The sequence below is a fragment of the [Borrelia] finlandensis genome, from assembly GCF_030438365.2.
Lineage (GTDB): Bacteria > Spirochaetota > Spirochaetia > Borreliales > Borreliaceae > Borreliella > Borreliella finlandensis.
Window position 1 is genome coordinate 667,542 of sequence record NZ_CP124070.1, and the last position, 21,719, is coordinate 689,260.

16 protein-coding genes are annotated in these 21,719 nt (G+C 28.3%); 6 read left to right on the forward strand and 10 right to left on the reverse strand.

All coding sequences use genetic code 11. The features are described from left to right. Window positions 1-5 precede the first annotated feature (5 nt). Window positions 6-3,245 carry a PD-(D/E)XK nuclease family protein gene (locus QIA19_RS03750; protein ID WP_301365917.1) on the reverse strand — a complete coding sequence of 1,080 codons (3,240 nt, stop codon included), beginning with the start codon at window positions 3,243-3,245 and terminating at the stop codon, window positions 6-8. A gap of 3 nt (window positions 3,246-3,248) precedes the next feature. Continuing rightward, window positions 3,249-4,694 (reverse strand): nicotinate phosphoribosyltransferase, encoded by a 1,446-nt coding sequence (locus QIA19_RS03755; RefSeq protein ID WP_301365919.1) that lies wholly within the window; start codon window positions 4,692-4,694, stop codon window positions 3,249-3,251. Between the two features lie 129 nt (window positions 4,695-4,823). Between QIA19_RS03755 and zwf the strand changes: the two genes are divergently transcribed. The 3 genes from zwf to QIA19_RS03770 all read left to right on the forward strand — a co-directional run bounded on the left by zwf (window position 4,824) and on the right by QIA19_RS03770 (window position 9,398). Next, window positions 4,824-6,260, forward strand: a complete 1,437-nt coding sequence (gene zwf, locus QIA19_RS03760) for a glucose-6-phosphate dehydrogenase (protein WP_301365921.1) — start codon at window positions 4,824-4,826, stop codon at window positions 6,258-6,260. A 307-nt stretch (window positions 6,261-6,567) separates the two neighbouring features. Beyond that, window positions 6,568-7,911 (forward strand): Na+/H+ antiporter NhaC family protein, encoded by a 1,344-nt coding sequence (locus QIA19_RS03765; RefSeq protein ID WP_301365923.1) that lies wholly within the window; start codon window positions 6,568-6,570, stop codon window positions 7,909-7,911. A gap of 98 nt (window positions 7,912-8,009) precedes the next feature. Then, complete coding sequence (locus QIA19_RS03770; protein WP_301365925.1) at window positions 8,010-9,398, forward strand: Na+/H+ antiporter NhaC family protein; 1,389 nt, start codon at window positions 8,010-8,012, stop codon at window positions 9,396-9,398. Between the two features lie 31 nt (window positions 9,399-9,429). On the opposite strand, the gene QIA19_RS03775 is transcribed toward QIA19_RS03770, so the two are convergent. The 5 genes from QIA19_RS03775 to ylqF form a co-directional block, all read right to left on the reverse strand. After that, window positions 9,430-10,476: an ABC transporter substrate-binding protein gene (locus tag QIA19_RS03775; protein ID WP_301365927.1), complete on the reverse strand. Its 1,047-nt coding sequence runs from the start codon at window positions 10,474-10,476 to the stop codon at window positions 9,430-9,432. 19 nt (window positions 10,477-10,495) lie between these two features. Continuing rightward, entirely contained in the window at window positions 10,496-11,287 is a 792-nt protein-coding gene (locus QIA19_RS03780) for an ABC transporter permease (RefSeq protein ID WP_008882167.1), read from the reverse strand. Window positions 11,288-11,290: 3 nt separating this feature from the next. Further along, on the reverse strand, window positions 11,291-12,094 hold the full coding sequence (locus QIA19_RS03785) for an ABC transporter permease (protein WP_008882225.1): 804 nt from the start codon (window positions 12,092-12,094) through the stop codon (window positions 11,291-11,293). A 5-nt stretch (window positions 12,095-12,099) separates the two neighbouring features. After that, window positions 12,100-13,143 (reverse strand): ABC transporter ATP-binding protein, encoded by a 1,044-nt coding sequence (locus QIA19_RS03790; RefSeq protein ID WP_008882173.1) that lies wholly within the window; start codon window positions 13,141-13,143, stop codon window positions 12,100-12,102. Between the two features lie 78 nt (window positions 13,144-13,221). Beyond that, on the reverse strand, window positions 13,222-14,061 hold the full coding sequence (gene ylqF / locus QIA19_RS03795) for a ribosome biogenesis GTPase YlqF (RefSeq protein WP_301365933.1): 840 nt from the start codon (window positions 14,059-14,061) through the stop codon (window positions 13,222-13,224). A gap of 153 nt (window positions 14,062-14,214) precedes the next feature. Here ylqF and QIA19_RS03800 point away from each other — a divergent pair, with 153 nt between their 5' ends. Further along, a complete protein-coding gene (locus QIA19_RS03800; protein WP_301365935.1) occupies window positions 14,215-14,913 on the forward strand; it encodes an N-acetylmannosamine-6-phosphate 2-epimerase in 699 nt (232 codons plus the stop codon). Window positions 14,914-14,958: 45 nt separating this feature from the next. Continuing rightward, window positions 14,959-16,503, forward strand: a complete 1,545-nt coding sequence (locus QIA19_RS03805) for a maltose/glucose-specific PTS transporter subunit IIC (RefSeq protein WP_301365937.1) — start codon at window positions 14,959-14,961, stop codon at window positions 16,501-16,503. 31 nt (window positions 16,504-16,534) lie between these two features. Here QIA19_RS03805 and QIA19_RS03810 read toward each other — a convergent pair whose 3' ends face one another. The 3 genes from QIA19_RS03810 to QIA19_RS03820 form a co-directional block, all read right to left on the reverse strand. Continuing rightward, window positions 16,535-17,518, reverse strand: coding sequence for a lipase (locus tag QIA19_RS03810; RefSeq protein ID WP_301365939.1), 984 nt, complete (start codon window positions 17,516-17,518; stop codon window positions 16,535-16,537). Next, complete coding sequence (gene bosR, locus QIA19_RS03815) at window positions 17,515-18,045, reverse strand: oxidative stress transcriptional regulator BosR (RefSeq protein ID WP_301365941.1); 531 nt, start codon at window positions 18,043-18,045, stop codon at window positions 17,515-17,517. Before bosR ends, QIA19_RS03810 begins: the two co-directional genes overlap by 4 nt. 99 nt (window positions 18,046-18,144) lie before the next feature. Continuing rightward, the gene (locus tag QIA19_RS03820) at window positions 18,145-19,833 is read right to left on the reverse strand and encodes a hypothetical protein (RefSeq protein ID WP_008882220.1); all 1,689 of its coding nucleotides are present in this window, start codon (window positions 19,831-19,833) and stop codon (window positions 18,145-18,147) included. Window positions 19,834-20,027: 194 nt separating this feature from the next. Here QIA19_RS03820 and groL point away from each other — a divergent pair, with 194 nt between their 5' ends. Further along, a complete protein-coding gene (gene groL, locus QIA19_RS03825) occupies window positions 20,028-21,665 on the forward strand; it encodes a chaperonin GroEL (RefSeq protein WP_301365942.1) in 1,638 nt (545 codons plus the stop codon). Window positions 21,666-21,719 lie beyond the last annotated feature (54 nt).

Consider the following 21,719-nt stretch of genomic DNA (forward strand, 5'->3'; position numbering starts at 1 on the left):
GAATTTTAATTTTTTGGCCTTACGAATTTAATGTAAAATTTTTCTATCAATATTAATAAATTTTTGTCTAACTTGAAATCATGAGTGTCTTTAAATCTGTTATAGTAATCGCAGAGTGTTATTTCGCTAGTTTTTAAAAATCTCTCGTGTGCTTTGCTTGTGAAATAAGCTTTGGAAGGATTTTTTATCTGCATTTTTATTAAATTCTTAAAACAATTTGAAAAATTATTTTGAGTTATTTTTGTTAAAATTTTAATTATCAAGCTTTGGTAAATTGGAGTTGGATAGCTTGATATGTATGCAAATTGCATAAGCATATTTTCAATGTCATCAATTATTATCTCCTTGTGATGATAGCAAATAGTTGTTTTTGCCGTTAAGCTTTCAAGATCAATTTTTACTTCTGTTAATGAATTGAAGTTCTGTATTTCTTTTTTTATTAGCAGTCCTGTTATATATAAATCTATTTCATTTTTTATTTTATCTGGGATATTGCAATAGTCTTTTTTTACAAAATTTAAATAAAAATAATCGTTTTCGACTTTATATACATTCTCAATATCTTTTTTTAATTCAAATTCTATATTTTTATTTTGAAAATTTAGTTTTATTTTTTCGCAAAATTTAATTTTGCTTTTTGTCATTGCTGAAAGCTTTTTTAAGCTTTCAGCAGCGTTATATTTTAATTTATTTATTTTTTTTAAGATTTTATTTACAGTCGTTTTTTGATCTATGTTGAAGGGAATGCTTCCTTGTTGTATTTCATGTCTAATATGGTTTTTAATAATTTCTATTGCTTTTCTTGCATCATCTTTTTTCTCCATTATGTATTCATGCAGTAGTGTTGAATTTTTTATAAGTCTGTAAATAATTTCAATAACACTGAAAATTTGTTCTTCTTGTTTTTCTTTGATTTCATTTTCCAATCTTATGTCTTGTATTTTAACGTTTAAAGTTTTTTCGTAAAAGTGCTTGTAAGGATTAGAAAGGGCATTTTTTAATTCGTATAAATTTAGCTTAATTGGGCTTTCTAGTTTAATTTTATTTTGCTTGAATCTAATTGGTTTAGAATTTTGTAGTATTTTTGCGATATTATAGGCTTCTAGATCATAGTTTATTAAATAATTTTCTTTTACATCTTTAAAATATACTGGGTCGTGGTTTTCATTTGGATGCTTTTCTATTTGAAAATTTTTTTCATACTTTTGTATGTGTTCAAGTATTTTGTTGATTGTTTTTGATGTATTAATTTCTAGACTTAAGTTGTCTTGAAATGAGCAGTAAAGGTAAAATTTTTCTGATGTTGCAAAAATCAAATTAAAAAGAGCTGTTATTTCCTCTTTTTCAGTATTCTCATGTTCATAGTATTCATTTAATAAATTCATATTATCATAATTTATCTTAGAGTTGAATTTTTGAAATCCCAAAAAATGAATTTCTTTTTTTTGAAGATATTCTATTTCTTTGTAATTGGCAATCAATATTCCATTTTTTTTATACATTACTCCGTATTTTTCTTTTTCAAGACTTTCTTCAAACATAATTTTAAAAAGATAAAATTCAATTTTTATTTCATTAATTTCTTTTAAATAGTTTTTGTAAAGATTGTCATTTAAATCTTTGGGGAAATTTTTAAAGGATTTTATCTTATTTTGTAAATATTCATCGGTTGTATTAAAATCTTCAAGATCAATATATTTTTGAATAAAAATTTCTATGATTTCTGCCCATTCATATACTTTGTATGCTTTATTTTTAAAATAGTTTATATCTTCATACAAACTTTTTACTATTGTTATAAGTTTCATTATTGACTCTTGATCTTGGAATCTTGTGCTTTCTTTTTGGGTTTCCTCTTCGTATTTTTCGTCAAATATTTCAGACATTAAAAATCGATTAAATCCATCTTCCCACGAGTTTAAAAAGTTTTGATCATAGTTTAGATTTTCTTTGTGAGTTTTGTTTGCGCCAAAACTAATGTTCATCGCATCGCTAAATTCTATTAAATAGTTTAATTCAGATGTTGATATATTAAATTTTTTCATTACCTTGTTGTTACTTAGCAGGTCAAATACTTCTTTTCTGCTAAAATTACTAATTGTTCCGTTTTTTGATATGAAAAGATCCATTAGCTTTTTTAAAGCTATTATACTTTCTCCTCTTGACAAATTGTTATAACATAGAATACTATATTCGATTTCATATTTATTTAGGCATTCTTCTATATATGGCAAATATTCATTAAATTTTTCTTGCAAACAAGTTATTGCTATGTCGCTTAATTTTAGGTTATTTTTTTGCATTGAGTGTACTATTTGATTTGTCAAAATTTCTACTTCACGTTTTTGATTTTTAGCTTCTATTATTTTAAAGCTATCGTCTAATGTTGAAATTGGAGTTTTTGCTATGATATTATTTTTAATGCTTGTTAAAAAATTTTCACCTTTAAATAATTCAATATCTACTTTTTCTAAAGCTTGATATTTTATTGGGTTGATTTTTGTTTTTTTTAACAACAATTCTTTAACAAGAGTAGATTCATAGTTTAGTAAATCTTCAAAAATTAACACATGCACTTCAAAATCAAAAATTTTTTCTAAAGAGTTGATAATTTTTTTCTCAATCTCTCTGTTGTTGCCAATAAATATTATTTTTTTAATTTCAATTTCTATATTTTTTGTTGGTTTTTCCCGAATTATTTTTTTATGTAAGTTTAAAATATTTTTTTGTTTTTCAAAGAGCTTTTTAAATAGTTCTTTTTGCATATTCTCGTAGGGTTTTAAATTTTCTTCTTGGAATAAAAATCCATTATCTTCCCAAGTTTCAATTAATTTTGAAAATTTTGAGTAATAATGGTGGAATAAATCTATTATTTTTGATGCAAAAAAGTACCTATTCTTTGTGGATTTGAAATCTTTTATGTATTTTAGTTTTTCAGTTTTCAATATGTTGTATAAAATAAATTTTTCTGTTTCCAAGTAAAATGAAAAAGTATTTTCTTCTATGTATTTTTTTATATTGGGATTTTTAAAAGAAATTTCATATATGCTTTTTGCGGCATTTTTTTTAATATTTAGATTATAAGAAATCCCATTTAGTTTTGCTATGGTTTTTTTAATTTCTTCTCTTAAGAGATCATTTTTTACTATGATGAGTGTTTCTTTTTTAAAAATATTGTCGTTTTGAGTTAGTTCTTTAATTTTATTATAAATTTTATTTACTTTGTTAGTTTTATATATATACATATATTAATTGTTTTTGATATCTTTTGTGAGCTTGTTTTTTAACTTTCTTAAGTTTTTACTGATACTTACTTTATATATGTGGGGATTAATTATTCTTTTGTACGTATGTTCAAGTTTGCTTAAGTCAAGTTTGGTTTTATTTCTAATATTGTTTAAGCTAGGCTCGTAGCCTTTGCGAAGTTTTCCATTTTCTAAGACAGTGTGAGTTAGAAATTCAAAATCGTCATATTGTTTGATGATTTTGAAAATGTTGTCTTGTATTGGATGAAAAACGGTAAATTCTTTTCCTGAATCCAGATGATCTTTGATTTTATCTTTTTCTTCTTTTAAAAAGATAAAATCAAAGATCATCTGGCCATTTAAATACATTCTTGCAACTTCTTTTTGGTCAGGTAATGTGGATTTTTCTGCGTTATTTGATATTTTTATTTTTGGTATAAATTTTCCATTTTTTTCTATAGAGATCATTTTATATACTCCTGAAAGGCTTGGATCTCCTTTTGCTGTAACTAAATTTGTTCCAACGCCCCAAATATCAATTGGAGCATTTATTGAATTTAAGTACATGATAATATTTTCGTCAAGCTCATTAGACGCAATAATTTTTACATGATGTAATCCATTTCGGTTTAATTCTTTTCTTGCTGCTTTACTTAAATATTCAAGATCTCCGCTGTCAATTCTTATTGAAAAATTATTTTTTTCTTCCTGTTTTAATTCTTTGAATATTTTAATGGCATTTTTTAATCCACTGTTAAGCGTGTCGTAAGTATCGATTAGCAAGCTTACTTTGTTTGGATATGTTTTTGCATATTCTCTGAATGCTTGCTCTTCGGTTTCAAAGCTCATTACCCAACTATGAGCCATTGTTCCTGTAACTGGTATATTGTATTTATATCCAGCAAGCATATTGCTTGTAAAATCTGCTCCCCCTATGTAGGCGGCTTTGCTGGCAGAAAGTGCTCCATTTATTCCTTGAGCTCTTCTTAGCCCAAGTTCTGCTAAAATTTTTGCACCAGATTCTTTTATTCTAGCGGTTTTTGTTGCTATCAAACTTTCAAAGTTTATTATATTTAACACTAACCCTTCTATTAATAATAATTCTATTAAGTGTCCTTCAATCACAACTATTGGTGCGTGGGGGAAAACTAGTCGACCCTCTTCTATTGAGCTTATTTTTACGTTTAGTTTGAATTCTCTTAGAAAGTTTAAAAATTGTTTATCTAATATATTAAAGCTTTTTAAATATTTAAGTTCATTTTCTCCAAAACGAATATTTTTTAATTCATTAATCAATGTGTGCATTCCAGCTAAAACAATATAGCCATTTTTAAAGGGTGTTTTTCTAAAAAATACTTCAAATTTTGCTTTAGGATTAATTCCTTTTGTAAAATAAGCGTTCATCATTGAAATTTCATAAAAATCTGTAAATAGTGATAGATTTTTCATTCTCCTTATTATATACTAGTTTTGTTTATAAAAAAATGATATTTAATTTGAGCTTAATTTTTGTCTGCTAATCTTTATGAATATGTTTTTTGTGATATATAATAAATTGATCAGATTGGACTAAATTCTATGAAAGAAAGAAGTGTTTCTAATTTTGATATTGTAATTTTTGGGGTTACCGGGAATTTGTCTAGAAAAAAGCTTATTCCTTCACTTTTTAATTTATTTAAAAATAAATGTATTAGCAATTTTAGGGTTATTGGTTTTTCTCGTAAGATTTTTACAGATAAAGAATTTAGATTGTATATTAAAGATTCTTTATGGCAGGAAGAGACCGATTCGTTGATTGAGATTTTTTTAAATTTTTTTGTTTATGTATTTGGTGATTTTAATGAAAAGGAGCCTTATAAAAATTTATTTAAATTTTTAGATAGAAGTCGAGAAACGATATATTATCTTTCGACGTCTCCGGCATTTTATGGACCTATAATTAATCATTTGAAAAAGTATTTTTTAAGCGAAAGATTGACTTTGTCAAAAATAGTTCTTGAGAAGCCTTTTGGCTCTAGTCTTGAGACAGCAAAAAAATTAAATAGCTTGCTTTATTCTGCTTTTAAAGAAGATCAAATTTATAGAATAGATCACTATTTGGGTAAAGAAACGGTTCAAAATATTTTTACATTTAGATTCGGCAATTCTATTTTTGAAAATATTTGGAATAATCGTTATGTAGATTTTGTTCAGATTACGGTAGCAGAAGAATTAGGTCTTGATGGAAGAGTGGAGTATTACGATTCTGTTGGCGCTTTGAAGGATATGGTTCAAAATCATATTTTACAATTGTTAAGCCTTGTTGCAATGGAGTCTCCTATTAAATTTGATTCTGAGTTTATTCATGATGAAAAAGTAAAAGTTTTAAAAAGTTTGAGGAAAATTAGCAAAGAAGATATTAAGAATTACATTGTTAAGGGTCAATATATAGGTTCACAAGTTCAAGGGGTTTTTAAAAAAGGCTATAAAGATGAAACAGAATTTTTGGGAAATTCAAATACCGAAACTTATTTAGCTATGAAAGTGTTTATTAATAATTGGCGTTGGTCTGGGGTTCCTTTTTATCTTAGAACTGGAAAAGGTCTTGCTAGAAAATTTTCAGAAATATATATTCAATTTAAAAAACCAAGCTTTACTCTTTTTAACAATAGCTCTGTTGATTTTTCTAATGCTTTGATATTTAGGATTCAACCAAGGGATGGAATTGAAATTAAATTCAATACCAAGAAGCCCGGATATAATTATGAAATTCAAACCGCTAATATGGAGTTTTCATATCACGGAGCATTTAAAAGATTGTTTGATGAGGCTTATGAGCGTTTATTGTTAGACGCTTTTTTAGGAGATGGTACTTTGTATGCGACAAGTGATGAGATTGAAAGTTCTTGGGAATTTGTTTCAGATGTTGCAAATAAATGGGCAGATATTGAAATTTGTAATTATTTTTATGGCTCTGAAGGACCAAAAGAGATAGACTCTATTTTAGAAAAAGATCATTTTTGGCGTAAAATTTAATTTTCTAGTTTTTTAAAAGATATTTTTTAAATATATAAATGAGATAAAATTTTTTATATAATTTATTCCTATTCCTTTTTAATGCTTGTTTTATTTATAATGAGCGTTCTTAGATTTTTATTTCTTGCGACTTAGTAATAAAGTTTTTGATAAATTTTTATTTTTCTTTTTAAGTATTTTAAGGGTTTTAAGGATTTTTATTCTTGATTTGATTGCAAATTTATGCATCGATTAATAATTTGCGTTATCATTAAAAGATATAAGTAATCTGTTTTATAAAAACAATGCTTATATTTAAAGGATGTATATGGAAAATATTGAAGTAAGAGGGCAGCCAAGTTTTTTTGGGCTTATTCCTTTTTTTGTTTTTATTATTATCTATTTAGGCACGGGGATTTATTTGGGGGTTATTGGTGTAGAAATGGCCTTTTATCAACTGCCGGCTAGTGTTGCAATGTTTTTTGCTTCCATTGTTTGTTTTTTAGTGTTTAAAGGAAAATTTTCCGACAAAATTCACATATTTATTAAAGGAGCTGCTCAGTACGATATTATACTAATGTGTCTTATTTTTATGCTTTCGGGAGCTTTCTCTTCTCTTTGCAAAGAAATAGGCTGCGTTGAAACTGTAGCAAATTTGGGAATTAAATATATTAATCCTAATTGGATTGCTTCTGGTATATTTTTTGTAACTTGCTTTCTCTCTTTTTCTGCCGGCACTTCTGTTGGATCTATTGTTGCAATTGCTCCTATTGCTTTTAATATTGCTGTTAAAAGCGGTATTAATCCTAATTTAATAGCAGCATCTGTAATGTGTGGAGCTATGTTTGGAGATAATCTTTCTTTAATATCAGATACAACTATTGTTTCTAGTCGAACTCAAGGTAGTAGCATCTTAGATGTTTTTATTAGTAGCAGTTTTTATGCTTTTCCATCCGCCATACTAACTTTTTTTTCTTTTTTCTTTCTTTCTGAAAATTTGCCCAATACCACAAACTTTTTACACGAAAGTTCAATAGACTTGGTGAAAACTTTGCCTTATTTAATTATTATATTTTTTTCTTTAGCTGGAATGAATGTTTTTATAGTTCTTTTTTTAGGCGTTCTTTCTATATGTCTTATTAGCGTTTTGTATGGTGATTTATACTTTCTAGATGTAATGAAAAACATTAATAAAGGGTTTTTAAATATGGCGGATTTGATTTTTCTTTCAATTTTAACAGGGGGAGTTTCTTTTGCCGTGATTCATAATGGAGGCTTTAAATGGCTACTTATTAAATTAAAATCCTTGATTAGAGGAAAAAGTTCAGCGGAATTTTCTATTGGGGCTTTTGTTTCAATAGTTGATGTTTTTCTTGCTAATAACACAATTGCTATACTTATTTGCGGCAAAGTAGCAAAAAAGATAGCTTTTGAAAATAACATCAGTGTTCAAAGAAGCGCTTCTATTTTAGATATGTTCTCTTGTATTTTTCAAGGTATTATTCCTTATGGTGCACAAATGATTATTTTAGTGAACTTTTCAAATGGACTTGTGTCGCCAATTAGTGTTTTGCCATTTTTAGTTTATTTTGGATTTTTATTGTTTTTTGTTATTTTATCTATTTTGGGCCTTGATATAAAAAAACTTTTTTTATTTTTTTTTAAAAAATAAAAATTTTAAAAATTTTAAGATTTGCATTGTTTAATTTTTTTGATTTTATTTAGAATAAATTATTCTTAATTATTTTATATGATTTAGGAGGGTTAAAATTGGAAAGAGATCTAAAATTAGAAAGAGAAACCAATGTGGTTCCAAATTTTTGGGGGCTTATGCCTTTTTTTCTTTTTATAGGGATTTATATTGGCACAGGACTCGTTCTTTATTTTAATGGTGTAAAAAGGGCATTTTATCAAATGCCTCCCGTAGTTGCTATGTTTATTGCTATTGTTTTGACATTTATTATTTTTAGGGGATCTTTTTTGGCAAAAATGAATAAATTCATTGAGGGATGCGCTCAGCAAGATGTTATTTTTATATCTTTAATATTTATGTTATCCGGTGCTTTTTCTGCTGTTTGTAAAGAAATAGGAAGTGTTGATGCTGTAGTAAATATTGGTCTTAAATATGTTCCATTGAATTTAATAGTATGTGGCATTTTTTTAATTACTCTTTTTTTGTCTTTTTCCACCGGAAGTTTTATGGGGACTGTTGTTGCTGTTGCTCCTATTGCTTTGGAGCTCGCAGATAAGGTAAACATCCCCCTTCCATTGATTGCTGGTACTATTCTTAGCGCTGGTGCATTTGGAGACAACATGTCTTTAATATCAGATACCCCTATTATTTCAAGTCATACTCAAAAGGTTAATATTGTTGATGTTTTCAAAAATGGAGCTTTTTATACGTTTCCAGCAGCAATTTTAGCAAGCCTTGCTTTTGCATTTTTAGGTTCTTATTATTGCAAGACCGATAGTTTTATTATTGAGTCTGGTGAAATAAATTTTTTCAAAATTATTCCGTATATTTTTGTTATGGTTTTTGCAATCTCAGGCTTTGATGTATTTTTAGCCCTGTTTTTAGGCATTGTTGTTGCTGGTATTATTGGAATTTATTATTCAGATATTACTTTTTTATTGCTGGCTAAAAAAATCAATGAAGGATTTTTAGGTCTAGGGGAAATGTTTATTCTTGTTATTTCTACAGGTGGAATTTCTTATATGACAATTAAGTATGGGGGGTTTGATTGGTTGCTCTTAAAATTGCAAAAAATGTCAAAGTCTAAAAGAACTTCGGAATTTGTCATTGTTGTTTTAGTTGGCATTTTGACCATGTTTCTTGCAAATAATGGGCTTGCTATTTTAATGAGTGGTTCTGTTGTAAGATCAATAACTAAGGAGAATAATTTAAACTCAAAGCGTATTGCGGCTTTACTTTGTATGTCTTCGTGCTTTTTTTTAAGTATTTTGCCCCATAGTATGCATGTTATAGCTCTTGTAGATTTTACAAAAGGTAAGCTTTCTCCTTTTGACATTTTTCCATTTTTAATTTATCAAGGATTTTTGATCTTATTGATTGCTTTGTCTATAATTGGACTTGATATTAAATTAATATTTAAGTCTTTTTTAAAAATAGTCACAAAACTTAAAAGCTTTAAATTTTAAAAGCTTTTAAGTTTTTTTTGAATTTAAATATTTAAGAAGACAGATTTAAATATATTTTAAGGATTTCTTCTTTTATTTTTTTAGGTATTTTTTTAAAAATTTCAAATTTTGAAAAATCTTTTGGTAAAAATTTTTCTTCTAAATATAATTTCATTTCGGGGTTATTTTTTGCCTCTTCTTCTATTCTTTTTATTACGTTTTTGTTTGGAGAATTATATCTAGTTTCTTTGAAATTTTTATAAGATGGTTCATTCTCGTATAAAAAGTTTATAAATTTGTAAGCCAAGTTTTTATTTGGAGCATCAATAGGAATTACAAATGCGTCTATCCATAGATTGGTGTTTTCAGGTGCATAAAAATCTAAGTTTTTGGCTTTTAGCATAGCGCTTTGTGCTTCGCCGCTCCATGTGAGTTGAATAGATGCTTCTCCATTTAGCATCAATGATTTTGCAGGCACATCTGAGAAATATCCGATTAATAGTGGATTTTGGATTTTTAAAAGCTCTCCAGCTTCTTTAATTTTATCTGTATCATGCTCATTTATTGAGTATCCAAGTTTTTTTAAAGCAACTCCAATATTGTCTTTAGGGGAATCTAGCATTGTAATCTCTTTTTTATATTTTTTATTAAATAAAATGTCAAAACCTTGCATGTCATTTAAATCTATTTTAGTTTTATTGTAAAGTATGCCCATTAATCCCCAGTAGGCTGGCACTGAATAAAGATTGCCAGGATCATGTTCCAGGTTTGTAAGATTTTGAGTAATATTTTTTGTTACATTTGGCAATTTTGAGTAGTCTAATTTTTCAATTTTGCCCTCATCGATTAATTCTTGGATTAAATATTCTGATGGGACTATTATATCGTAGTAATTCTTTGTGTTGTTAAATTTAGCCATCATTTCTTCATTATTGTGAAAGATTTCATAATTAATTTTTATATTGTTTTCCTTTTCAAATTGATCTAATAAAGTCTCGTCAATATATTCTGCCCAATTAAATACGTTTAAAGTTATTGTGTCTTTGTTGGTGCAAGCAAAAGTTGTAAGAATTGCTATTAATATAAAAATTTTTTTCATAAGTACTCCTTTTTTCATTTTAAAGCTCAGCATCTGTTGTTAATTTTTTAATTCCTATAAATTTATTAATAATAAACAAAAGGCTCAATATTGTAAAAAACAATATTGCAGAAATAGCATTTATTACGGGTTTGATGCCTCTTTTTGTTAGCGAGTTTATTAGGATAGATAAATTATTAAATCCCTGTCCAGTGGTGAAAAATGATATCAAAAAATCATCTATTGATAATGTAAAGGCAATAAGAGCTCCAGTTGCTATGCTTCCTACGATTTCTGGATAAATTATATTGAAGAATATTTGAATTTCTGAGGCTCCAAGATCTTTGGCAGCATCAATAATATTGTTGGGAAGAGAGTATAATTTGGGTAAAATTATTATTACTACGTATGGTGTTGAAAAAATTATATGTGATATTAGCATTGTAGAAAATCCCAATTGCATTTTTATTGCAGAATAAAATGTCATTAAGCTTATTCCTGTTACAATGTCAGGATTAATTATTGTTATTTTATTTGCTGATAATAGTATTGTTTTTAATTTTTTGTTTTCTGATTTATAAATTGCATAAGCACCAATAATTCCAATAACAACAGAAGTCAAAGATGAGATTGTAGCTATTAAAATGGTGTTAAATATTGCTGATTTGATTTGACTTGAGGCAAAAATTTCTTTATACCATTTTAGACTAAATCCTTGCCATATAAATCCACTGTCACCAGAGTTAAAGGAATAAATTATTAAGATTATTATTGGAAGGTAAATAAAGCTGAGTATTAGAAATAAGAAAATGTTTTTAAAGGCTCTAAACATATTTTACTCTCCATTATTTTTTCGCATTAATTTTATTATTATTAAATTAAAAATTAATATTGCTAACATTAAAATAAATGAAATTGCAGCTCCAGTATTCCAGTCTTCTATAAAGAGAAACTGTTTGCTTATTAGATTTCCTATTAAAATTTGTTTAGAGCCCCCTAGCAAATCTGAAATGATAAATACCGTAATTGAAGGAATAAATACCATAATTATTCCTGTTGCCAGGTAAGAGAGCGTTAGTGGTATTTTTATATAAAGTAATATTTGCCACATTCTTGCTCCAAGATCTTGTGATGCTTCAATGTATTCTGGCTTAATTTTTAAAAGCCCTGTGTATATTGGCAAGATCATAAAAGGCAAAAAATTGTATATCATGCCTATTGTAACAGCCTGTTCATTATAAAGAAGATCTAAGGTTCCAATTCCGATCTTTTCAAATAAGTTGTTGATGAATCCGTTTTTTCCAAGTATTCTCATCCAGGCATAAGTTCTAAGCAATGTATTTATCCACATAGGAAGTATTATCATGATTATTAATTTATTTTGAGCACTTTTTTTTGATAATGAAATTAGCCAGGCGGCAGGATAGCCTATTAAAATGCAAAAAATTGTTGCTATTGTTGCGAGTTTTAGACTTCTTGAAAAAATATTAAGATAACTTGGATTTAAAAGTCCAATGAAATTATAGATGGTAAATTCGTTTTTTTCATTTAAAAATCCAAGCAATATTATTATTAGTAAGGGAAGAATACTAAATGTTAGTAGGAATATGGAGTATATGATTAATATCAACTTTTTCAAAACCATTATTCCTTATGCATAACATGAATATCATCAGGTTCTAAGAATATGTCAACTTCTTCTCCAACTTTTGTAAGTCTTGTGCTTTGAACTATCCAATTTGTTTTTTGGATTTCTAGAGTCATTTCGTAATGAACCCCTTGAAAAATTGCTGATGTTATAGTGCCGCTTAAATGCCCTTTTCCTTTTGGAAGTAGTTTTACATCTTCTGGGCGTATTACAAGGTCAACTGCTTCTTCAGCTTCAAATCCTTTGTCAAGGCATTCAAATTCATGACCAAGCAAACTTACAACCAGCTCTTTTTTATATGTTCCATCAAAAATATTGCTTTCTCCAATAAAATCGGCTACAAACTTTGTTTTAGGCTCATTGTAAATTTCCTCAGGTGTTCCTATTTGTAGAATTATTCCTTCATTCATTACAACGATTCTGTCACTCATTGTCAATGCCTCTTCTTGATCGTGAGTAACATATATGAATGTGATTCCAAGCTGACGCTGTATTTTTTTTAATTCTTTTTGCATCTCTTGTCGCATTTTCAAATCAAGCGCGGAAAGTGGTTCATCTAGGAGTAAAAGCTTGGGTTCCATTACCATTGCCCTTGCTATTGCAACTCTTTGCTTTTGCCCCCCCGATAGTTCGTTAATATTTCTGTATGCGTATTTTGGCATTCCTATCAGCGAAAGCGATGTTTTTACTTTTTCTTTGATTATATCTTTTGGCGTTTTTTTCATTCTAAGTCCAAATGAAATATTGTCAAAAACATTCATATGTGGGAAAAGCGCATAATTTTGAAATACAGTATTAATTTCTCTTTTGTTTGGACTGGTTTTAGATATTTCCTTAGAAAAGAAATAAATTTCTCCATTTTTTTGGTTTAAAAAACCACCCAATATTTTTATTAATGTTGTTTTTCCACATCCGGATGGGCCTAGTAGTGTAATAAACTCATTTTTTTTAATTTTTAAATTTATGTTATCTAAAGTTTTGTTTCCATTGTTATCATAATAATGACTTAGATTTTTAATCTCTAGGATACAATTATCCAACTAATTCCAACCTCCTTATGGCTGTATTAATACAAATCAAGATTATACTTAATATTATTATTTATGTAAATGCCCTTTTTAAAATGCATTATAATTCTTATCAAGAATTATTTTGCCAAATTTGCCTTCTCTAAATTCTTTGATTAATATTTTTGATGCTTTCTCAAGGTTAAGTTCATTTTTTTTACCGATTAATTTTCTTGCTTTTGCAAAATTTTGTAGAATATCAAGTGAATTTTTATGATATATTTCGTATTTTTTTAGTAAAATATTTTTATTATTTTGATCCATTATTTCAAGTAAATACAATGCAAGATCTGTGCTATCTACTATTTCATTTTTGATCATATCCAATATTGCAAGTTTTTTTGCAATCGACTGGTCTGCTAGATTATGCCATAAAACTCCTGGCATATCAAAAAGATTGATTTCTTCATTTATTTTTACTATTTGTATATTTTTAGTATATCCAGGTTTATTAGCAACTTTTGCGCTCTTTTTGCCGGATAATAGATTTATTATTGAAGATTTTCCAACATTTGGAACTCCAATAATCAAAACTTTTATTTTTTCTTTATAGTTTTTTATCTTTTTAACAATGGCCAATTTTTTAATAATATCTATTATCTGCTTACGCATTCCTTTTTTGTAAATATTGCTTATTATTACAGTATTGCCAAGATTTTCAAAATATTTTTTCCATTTTATAATTTCATTTATTTGAGCAACATCTGATTTGTGTAAAAGAATTATTTTAGCTTGATTTTTAGTAATTTTTTCAGTTAATGGATTTTTACTGCTAAATGGAGCTCTAGCATCAAGTATTTCTAGCACAATATTAGCTTTTTGTAAATTATTCTTTATCAGATCTAAGGCCCTTTTCATGTGTCCAGGAAACCAGTTGATTTTATTTGCCATGCCTAAATTATAGCTTAATGTGTATTGAATGATAAATTGTTTTTGTTTTTAATTTATGTTAGTTTTCTTTAAAAGAATTATTTTTTTTAAAGAAAAAATATAATCTGTATTTAAGTTTTTATTTTTTTTAAAAAAATAAATTTTACAGGAGGTTTGATTATTATTGTAAAAATCAAAAGAGGGTTAATAGTATCCTGTCAAGCTCTTGAGAACGAGCCTTTACATAGTAGTTTTATTATGTCTAAGATGGCTTTGGCAGCTAAAATAGGTGGAGCTATTGGAATAAGGGCCAACGGAGTTAGTGACATTAGTCAGATTAAGTCGGAAGTTGATTTGCCAATAATAGGTATTATTAAAAAAAATTATAATAATTGTGACGTGTTTATTACTCCTACCATGAAAGAGATTGATGAGCTTTGTAATGAAGGGGTAGATGTAATTGCCCTTGATGCCACTTTTAGGAATAGGCCTGATGGTGTGCTACTTGATGATTTTTTTGAAAATATTAAAAAAAAATATCCAAAACAGAGTTTGATGGCAGATATTTCTTCTTTAGATGAAGCTATTAATGCCGATAAATTGGGATTTGATTTTATTGGAACAACTTTGTATGGCTATACAAAAAATACCAATGGTTTGAATATTGCAGACAATGATTTTAATTTTTTAAAAACCTTGCTTAATTCTAATTTGAAATCTACTTTAATAGTGGAAGGGAAAATAGACACCCCTTTAAAAGCTCAACAATGCTTTGAAATGGGGGTTGATTTAGTAGTTGTAGGGGGTGCTATTACAAGGCCCGCTGAGATTACTAAAAAATTTGTAGAAAAAATAAATCAGATTAAAAAATAATTTTAAACTTAAAGGTTAATTTATTTTTTATTTTAGGAGGGTTTTATGTTAAAGGGTTTTGAACAAGCTCAGAAATTTGGACGTTCTTTTATGCTTCCCATTGCTATTTTGCCAGCAGCGGGGCTGCTTTTAGGAATTGGAGGTTCTCTTTCTAATCCAGAAACTGTTAGGACGTATTCTTTTTTGAATATATTCTTCTTACAATCAGTTTTCAAAATAATGAGTGCGTCAGGTTCTATTATTTTTTCAAATTTAGCACCAATATTTTCTATTGGAATTGCTGTTGGACTTGCAAAATCAGATAAAGGTACATCTGGAATCGCAGCATTTATTGGCTACCTTGTAATGAATGCTACTATTGGAGTTTTAATTGATGTGTCAGGCAGAGCGGAGTCTTTCTCTAGCGGTGCTGTGGGTTTTGTTCTTGGAATTAAGACTTTAGAAACGGGGGTTTTTGGCGGGATTGTAGTTGGTATTTTGACTTATTATCTTCATTCTAGGTTTAACAAAGTAGATTTGCCCAAGGTTCTTGGATTTTTTTCTGGATCTAGATTTGTTCCGATCATTGTTTCTTTTTCTAGTATTTTTCTTGCTGTTATTATGTTTCTTTTTTGGCCATTTGTACAAAGCGGAATTAATAAAGTAGGAGGCTTAGTAGATTCAACCGGTTATATTGGAACACTTATTTATGGAATTTTTTTAAGGATGCTTGGACCTTTTGGTCTTCATCATATATTTTATTTGCCATTTTGGACAACAGGCCTTGGGGGATCTGTTATTATTGATGGAAAGTTGATTGAAGGAACTCAGAATATTTTCTTTGCGGAACTTGCTGCTCAAGGTACAAATAGATTTTTTATCGGAACTAGCCGTTTTATGAGTGGACGATTTATTACCATGATGTTTGGCTTGCCCGGAGCTGCACTTGCTCTATATTACACCGCAAAGCGCGAGGAGAGAACAAAAGTTTTTGGTCTTTTGATGTCTTCAGCGCTAACGTCATTTTTAACAGGTATAACAGAACCTCTTGAATTTTCTTTTCTTTTTGTAGCCCCTATTCTTTATGTTGTTCATGCTACATTTGATGGATTTGCTTTCATGTTGGCGCATATTTTTCAAATTACAATAGGTCAAACGTTTTCTGGAGGGTTTATTGATTTTATTCTTTTTGGTATTTTGCAGGGAAATTCAAGAACTAATTGGCTTTTGGTACCAGTTGTAGGCATTGTTTGGTTTTTTCTTTACTACTTTACTTTTATATTTTTAATAAATAAGTTTGATTTTAAAACCCCGGGTAGAACGCAAGATTTAAATTCTGAAGATTCTCCAAGTTCTAAGAGTAGTGAATTTGAAGAAAATTATGCTACTAAGGTTATTATTGGGCTTGGTGGCGCTTCAAATATTGTTGAGCTTGATTGTTGTGCAACTAGGCTTAGAATTACAGTAAGGGATGTTCTTAAAGTTTCTGAAAAAATTTTAAAAAAAACTGGCTCTAAAGGAGTAATTATTAAAGGCAATGGGGTTCAGGTAGTTTACGGACCAGGTGTTAGTGTTCTTAAGAATGAAATAGAAGAATTACTAGAGGCTTGATTTTTTTTAATAAGTAATAGCCTTAAGGCTATTACTTATTAATCTTGTTTACAAAATCAACTGCATACTTTGTGAAGTATGATGTGTTTTGGGCGCTTTTGTAGCTTTGGTTTCCAATAGGTACGTGAGCGTGTGAATTTTCAAGAAGTATGATGGGAATATCCTTTTTTTCACCCCCATAATTTTTTATAAATTCGTTTATTTTTATTGGGTCTACTGTATGATCATTTGATGTGTGGGTTATTATTAAAGGTATTTTGATTTCGTTGAAATTATATGAATTTAATAATGTGACAAGGCCCATCATTGCAATAATTGCGTCTACATGCTGTACTCTTGAAGAGTGGCTTTTTATAGTCGGGTGTTCTTTTCGTTTATACTCTTTTGTTTCGAATTTATTGTAGCCACCTGTTATAAGATATGCAATTTGTCGTCCCCAAGGATAGTAAACGATATTTGTTCTTTTGTCATAAGGGAATATATTAGGAGAAATTAATACCGCCGAGTTTATTTCATTTGGATAGTTTGCCAAGGCCCAGATGCTGGCAGCGCCCCCGTTAGAGGTGCCAATTAATATTAATTTATCACCTATTAATTTGCCAATGTTAATAGCCTCATCAATATCTATAAGCCAATCTTGGGTAGTTATTCCCCGAAATACATTTTTATTGTTAATTCCGTGCCCTTTAAGTCTTGTAAAAAAAATATTTGCATTAAGAGCTTTTGCAATATTATTTGGAACCGGATAAATTTCATTTTTTGATGCTCCAAATCCATGAATATAGACCACAGAATATTTTGTTTTTTGTGCTTTTTCTTTATTCCAGATTATTTCTTTTTTTGTATTGTTTTCTAAATTAAATTGTAATTCTTCTTTTAATAAGTAATTGTCAATTTCTTCTATGTTTTTAGGAATTAGTTTTTTTGAAAATTCATTTTTAAATTTTATCCTCGGACTAACGAGTATTAAGAGCAATAAGAATATAAGTATAAAAATGATATTTTTTATATTCATAAAGTGATTCCCTTGTTCTCTTCTGGGACATTATTGTTATTATGGGTATCTTTTTTGTAGCAATTATTGCAATGCCCTGAGTAAATTATTTCAATAGATTTTGTTTCCCAGTTTTCTCCAAGTTTGTCTTTCAAAATATCTTTAATATCGTCAAGTTGAATAGGGTGGACTTGATTACATTTATTGCATTTAAAGTGAGCTATTGTGGAAGCCAAGCTTAGATAAAATTTTGTTTCTTTTTGATCAGTAGTTTTTATATCTTTTAGTATATTTCTTTCTTTTAGAATATTTAATGTGTTATATACCGTTGCTTTTGATAGGCTTGGAATTTCTTTTATAAGTTTATTATAAACTTCTTTTGCCGTAAAGTATTCTTTTGGGTTTGATGCTATGTATAAAATGATTCTGTTTCTCGAGTGAGATGCTTTCATTCCTAATTCTGATGTTAAATTTTTCAATAATACAGGATCGTTTGTAATGCCGACTTTTTCCAATGTGGAATGTACGTCTATTATGTTGTCGTTCATATGATTATACCTTTTTTGTTTAAATTAAAGATTAAATACTTTTTATGTTCTTCTTAGGATAATTTTATACCCAGTTATTAATATTTTACTACTTATTATTTATTTATTTTCATATTTTTTTATATTAGTATAAAAAATTAAATTTTTTATTTTTGAATTCAGTTTTATTTTGTTATCAAAATTATTATTTAATGGTAGTATCATTAAATTTAGTGTTTGAGAGTAATTTATTACATCTTGGATCTTAACTGTGTTATAAGAACCTCCTATATTTAAAATTAACCATTTCTTAGAATTTATTTTTTCAATTTTATAATTAATTGTATGAATGATATGTTTTTCAACATTTAAAAAGCTTATAAAAAAGTTGCTGTTTTTATCATTTCCTTTAGATATCAAAAATTCTGTACCATTAATGTAGCCTTTGGGATTGTTTTTAGTTATTATTATTTTTTCATAAGTATCAAGATCGCTGTATTTTGCTGTTATTTTTAAATTAGTGCCTTTTGCAATTTCAAAAACAGGTATTTCAAGAGCTGAATATTCAAGAAGATAATCAGGATTGCATTTTTTTAATGTTTTTTTATCTAGATCTATTTTAGAAGGCCATTTTATTTTAATCGATATAAAGAAGCTAGAGATAGTCTCGTCTATAAAAAAATCAATTGTTGATTTTTTGGCAGAGTTAAAAGCTAAATATTGTTTTATTCCTAAAATTTTTTCATTTGAAAATGAAAATGAACTTTCAATAGATGCTTCTTTTATTAGTTCTTTTTTTGATGAAACCTTAAAATAGGTTCTAGATGTGTTTAGAAATTCAGCTTTTTTATCTTTAAATTTTATTTTATTTAATTTTCCATTTTCGAATTTAATATTGTATTTATCGTGAGATAGCGTGAAATTTCCTTCCATATTGTATTCCAAATTTTTAGGCACAATTGATTCTGAATTTTTAATGATTTCATCTTGGTGTTTATTTATTAAAAATTCTCTTAAGCTTTTTTCGTTGATTTGATAATCTTTAAGTCTTTTGTTTTGAAAATTTATTATTGGCTCTTGCTCTTTAAGGGAGTTAAATTTTGGAATCTCTAGTAGTTCGGTGGTAAGTTTGGATCCTTCTAGATTTTGTATCTTAATGCTGTGTAAGTTATTTTCCAAAGCTTTTAAATAAAGTAAAAAATTTTTTAGTTCTTGATTATCATAAGTTTCTTTGATTTCATAAAAATAAATAAGAGTTTCTACGTTGCTTTTTGGAGAATCTATTTTTTGTACTTCATATAAATATTGGCAGTTATTTTTATAAAAAATTAAATAATTTTTATTATTTTTACTCTGCCTTATTCCTTCTGTATAATTGAAATTAAGCTTTCTGTAAAGCTCAGTCACCTTTTTTCTAAACTTTTCTATGTTGTATATATAAAACATAATAGGCGTATTTTGAAATATGTCTTTGTATCCACTTTTGAATGGATTTTTTAGTGCCCAATACAAGTCTAAATGTATCTCATCGTGCAGCATGTATTCATGAGGGCTTCCACTGTAAGTTCCAGGCATATATATATCTGTATTGGTTTTGAATCTTTCAAATAGCCATTTATTTAATTCCTCATGTTCTCTTAGAATTTCAAAAAAGTATATTGGAAATGTCCAATGTATTTTGTAAGCTAGCTGTTTGTGTTCAATCAAATATTTTATATTTGATATTATTAATAACAGGTTATCTTCTGAAAATTTAGTTATTGAAATAATAATAATATAAGTTTTCAATTTTTTTAGTTTTCTAAACATAAATTCTTTGTCTTTATAATTTAAAGATTAGTCAATATTTACATTATATAATAAAAATTTTTACTGGTTTTGTATATTTTGTATTTTTTGATGCATAGAAGTAATACGCTACTATAGCGAATGTATTAAGTTTATGTTAATCTTATATTGTTATATGTAAATTATTTTTATTTATAGAAAGGGGTAAAATTTTTATGGCTAAAGACATATATTTTAATGAGGATGCTAGAAAAAGCTTACTTAGTGGCGTTGAAAAATTATCCAATGCTGTAAAAGTAACTCTTGGGCCAAAAGGGAGAAATGTCCTTATTGATAAAAAGTTCGGCTCTCCAACGGTTACAAAGGATGGGGTTAGCGTTGCTCGTGAGATTGAGCTTGAAAATCCATTTGAAAACATGGGGGCACAGCTTTTAAAGGAAGTTGCTATTAAAACAAATGATGTTGCTGGCGATGGAACAACAACCGCTACTGTTCTTGCTTATGCTATTGCAAGAGAAGGCCTTAAGAATGTGTCTTCAGGAATTAATCCTATTGGAATAAAAAAGGGAATAGATCACGCTGTAAATTTGGCTGCTGAGAAAATTCGTCAGTCTGCAAAAAAGATTACAACAAAAGAAGAGATTGCACAAGTAGCTTCAATTTCTGCTAATAATGACAGTTATATAGGTGAAAAAATTGCTGAGGCAATGGATAAAGTTGGAAAAGATGGTGTTATAACAGTTGAAGAGTCAAAAACTTTTGATACTACGATTTCTTATGTTGAGGGTATGCAATTTGATAGAGGATATCTTTCTCCTTATTTTTCTACCAATAAAGAAAATATGAGTGTTAATTTTGACGATGCTTTCATATTGATATATGAGAAAAAGATTAGTTCTATTAAAGAGCTTTTACCAGTTCTTGAGAAAGTTTTAGGGACAAATAAACCTTTATTAATTATTGCTGAGGACATTGAGGGGGATGCTCTTGCTGCTCTTGTTTTAAACAGCGTTAGAGGAGCATTAAAGGTATGTGCAATTAAATCTCCTGGTTTTGGTGATAGACGAAAAGCAATGCTTGAGGATATTGCAGTGCTTACCGGCGGTGTTTTAATCAGTGAGGAGCTAGGTCTTACTCTTGAGACAGTTGAGATTGAGCAACTTGGACAGGCTAAAACTATTAAGGTTGATAAAGACAATACCACTATTATTAATACTGGCAATAAAGAGCAAATAAAGGAGCGTTCAGAGCTTATTAAAAAGCAAATTGAAGATTCAACATCTGAATATGATAAAGAAAAACTTCAAGAGCGTCTTGCAAAACTTGTTGGCGGAGTTGCCGTTATTAATGTTGGAGCTGTTACTGAGGTAGAGCTTAAGGAGAAAAAGCATAGAGTTGAGGACGCTCTTTCTGCAACTCGTGCTGCTGTTGAAGAGGGTGTTGTGCCTGGCGGTGGATCAACTCTTATTGAAGTTGCTATGTATTTAGATACAATAGATACAAGTAAATTAAGCTATGAGGAGAAGCAAGGTTTTGAGATCGTAAAAAGAAGTCTTGAAGAGCCAATGAGACAGATTATTTCAAATGCTGGTTTTGAGGGATCTATTTACATTCATCAAATCAAAACCGAAAAAAAAGGGCTTGGGTTTGATGCTTCCAGCTTTAAGTGGGTAAATATGATTGAGAGCGGAATAATTGATCCTGCTAAGGTTACAAGAAGTGCGCTTCAAAATGCTGCTTCAATTGCTGGACTTTTATTAACAACAGAATGTGCAATCACAGATATTAAAGAAGAGAAAAATACTTCTGGTGGTAGTGGTTATCCTATGGACCCAGGAATGGGAATGATGTAAATTAAAGTTTCACCGGTAAGCTTGTGTTTTTGCCGGTGAATATTTTATTATTCA

What these genes read in the sequence shown, in the direction of transcription:
- QIA19_RS03750 (WP_301365917.1), bottom strand. Translation starts at nt 3,245, where the DNA reads ATGTATATATATAAAACTAACAAAGTAAATAAAATTTATAATAAAATT.
- QIA19_RS03755 (WP_301365919.1), bottom strand. Translation starts at nt 4,694, where the DNA reads ATGAAAAATCTATCACTATTTACAGATTTTTATGAAATTTCAATGATG.
- zwf (WP_301365921.1), top strand. Translation starts at nt 4,824, where the DNA reads ATGAAAGAAAGAAGTGTTTCTAATTTTGATATTGTAATTTTTGGGGTT.
- QIA19_RS03765 (WP_301365923.1), top strand. Translation starts at nt 6,568, where the DNA reads ATGGAAAATATTGAAGTAAGAGGGCAGCCAAGTTTTTTTGGGCTTATT.
- QIA19_RS03775 (WP_301365927.1), bottom strand. Translation starts at nt 10,476, where the DNA reads ATGAAAAAAATTTTTATATTAATAGCAATTCTTACAACTTTTGCTTGC.
- QIA19_RS03780 (WP_008882167.1), bottom strand. Translation starts at nt 11,287, where the DNA reads ATGTTTAGAGCCTTTAAAAACATTTTCTTATTTCTAATACTCAGCTTT.
- ylqF (WP_301365933.1), bottom strand. Translation starts at nt 14,061, where the DNA reads ATGGCAAATAAAATCAACTGGTTTCCTGGACACATGAAAAGGGCCTTA.
- QIA19_RS03805 (WP_301365937.1), top strand. Translation starts at nt 14,959, where the DNA reads ATGTTAAAGGGTTTTGAACAAGCTCAGAAATTTGGACGTTCTTTTATG.
- QIA19_RS03810 (WP_301365939.1), bottom strand. Translation starts at nt 17,518, where the DNA reads ATGAATATAAAAAATATCATTTTTATACTTATATTCTTATTGCTCTTA.
- bosR (WP_301365941.1), bottom strand. Translation starts at nt 18,045, where the DNA reads ATGAACGACAACATAATAGACGTACATTCCACATTGGAAAAAGTCGGC.
- QIA19_RS03820 (WP_008882220.1), bottom strand. Translation starts at nt 19,833, where the DNA reads ATGTTTAGAAAACTAAAAAAATTGAAAACTTATATTATTATTATTTCA.
- groL (WP_301365942.1), top strand. Translation starts at nt 20,028, where the DNA reads ATGGCTAAAGACATATATTTTAATGAGGATGCTAGAAAAAGCTTACTT.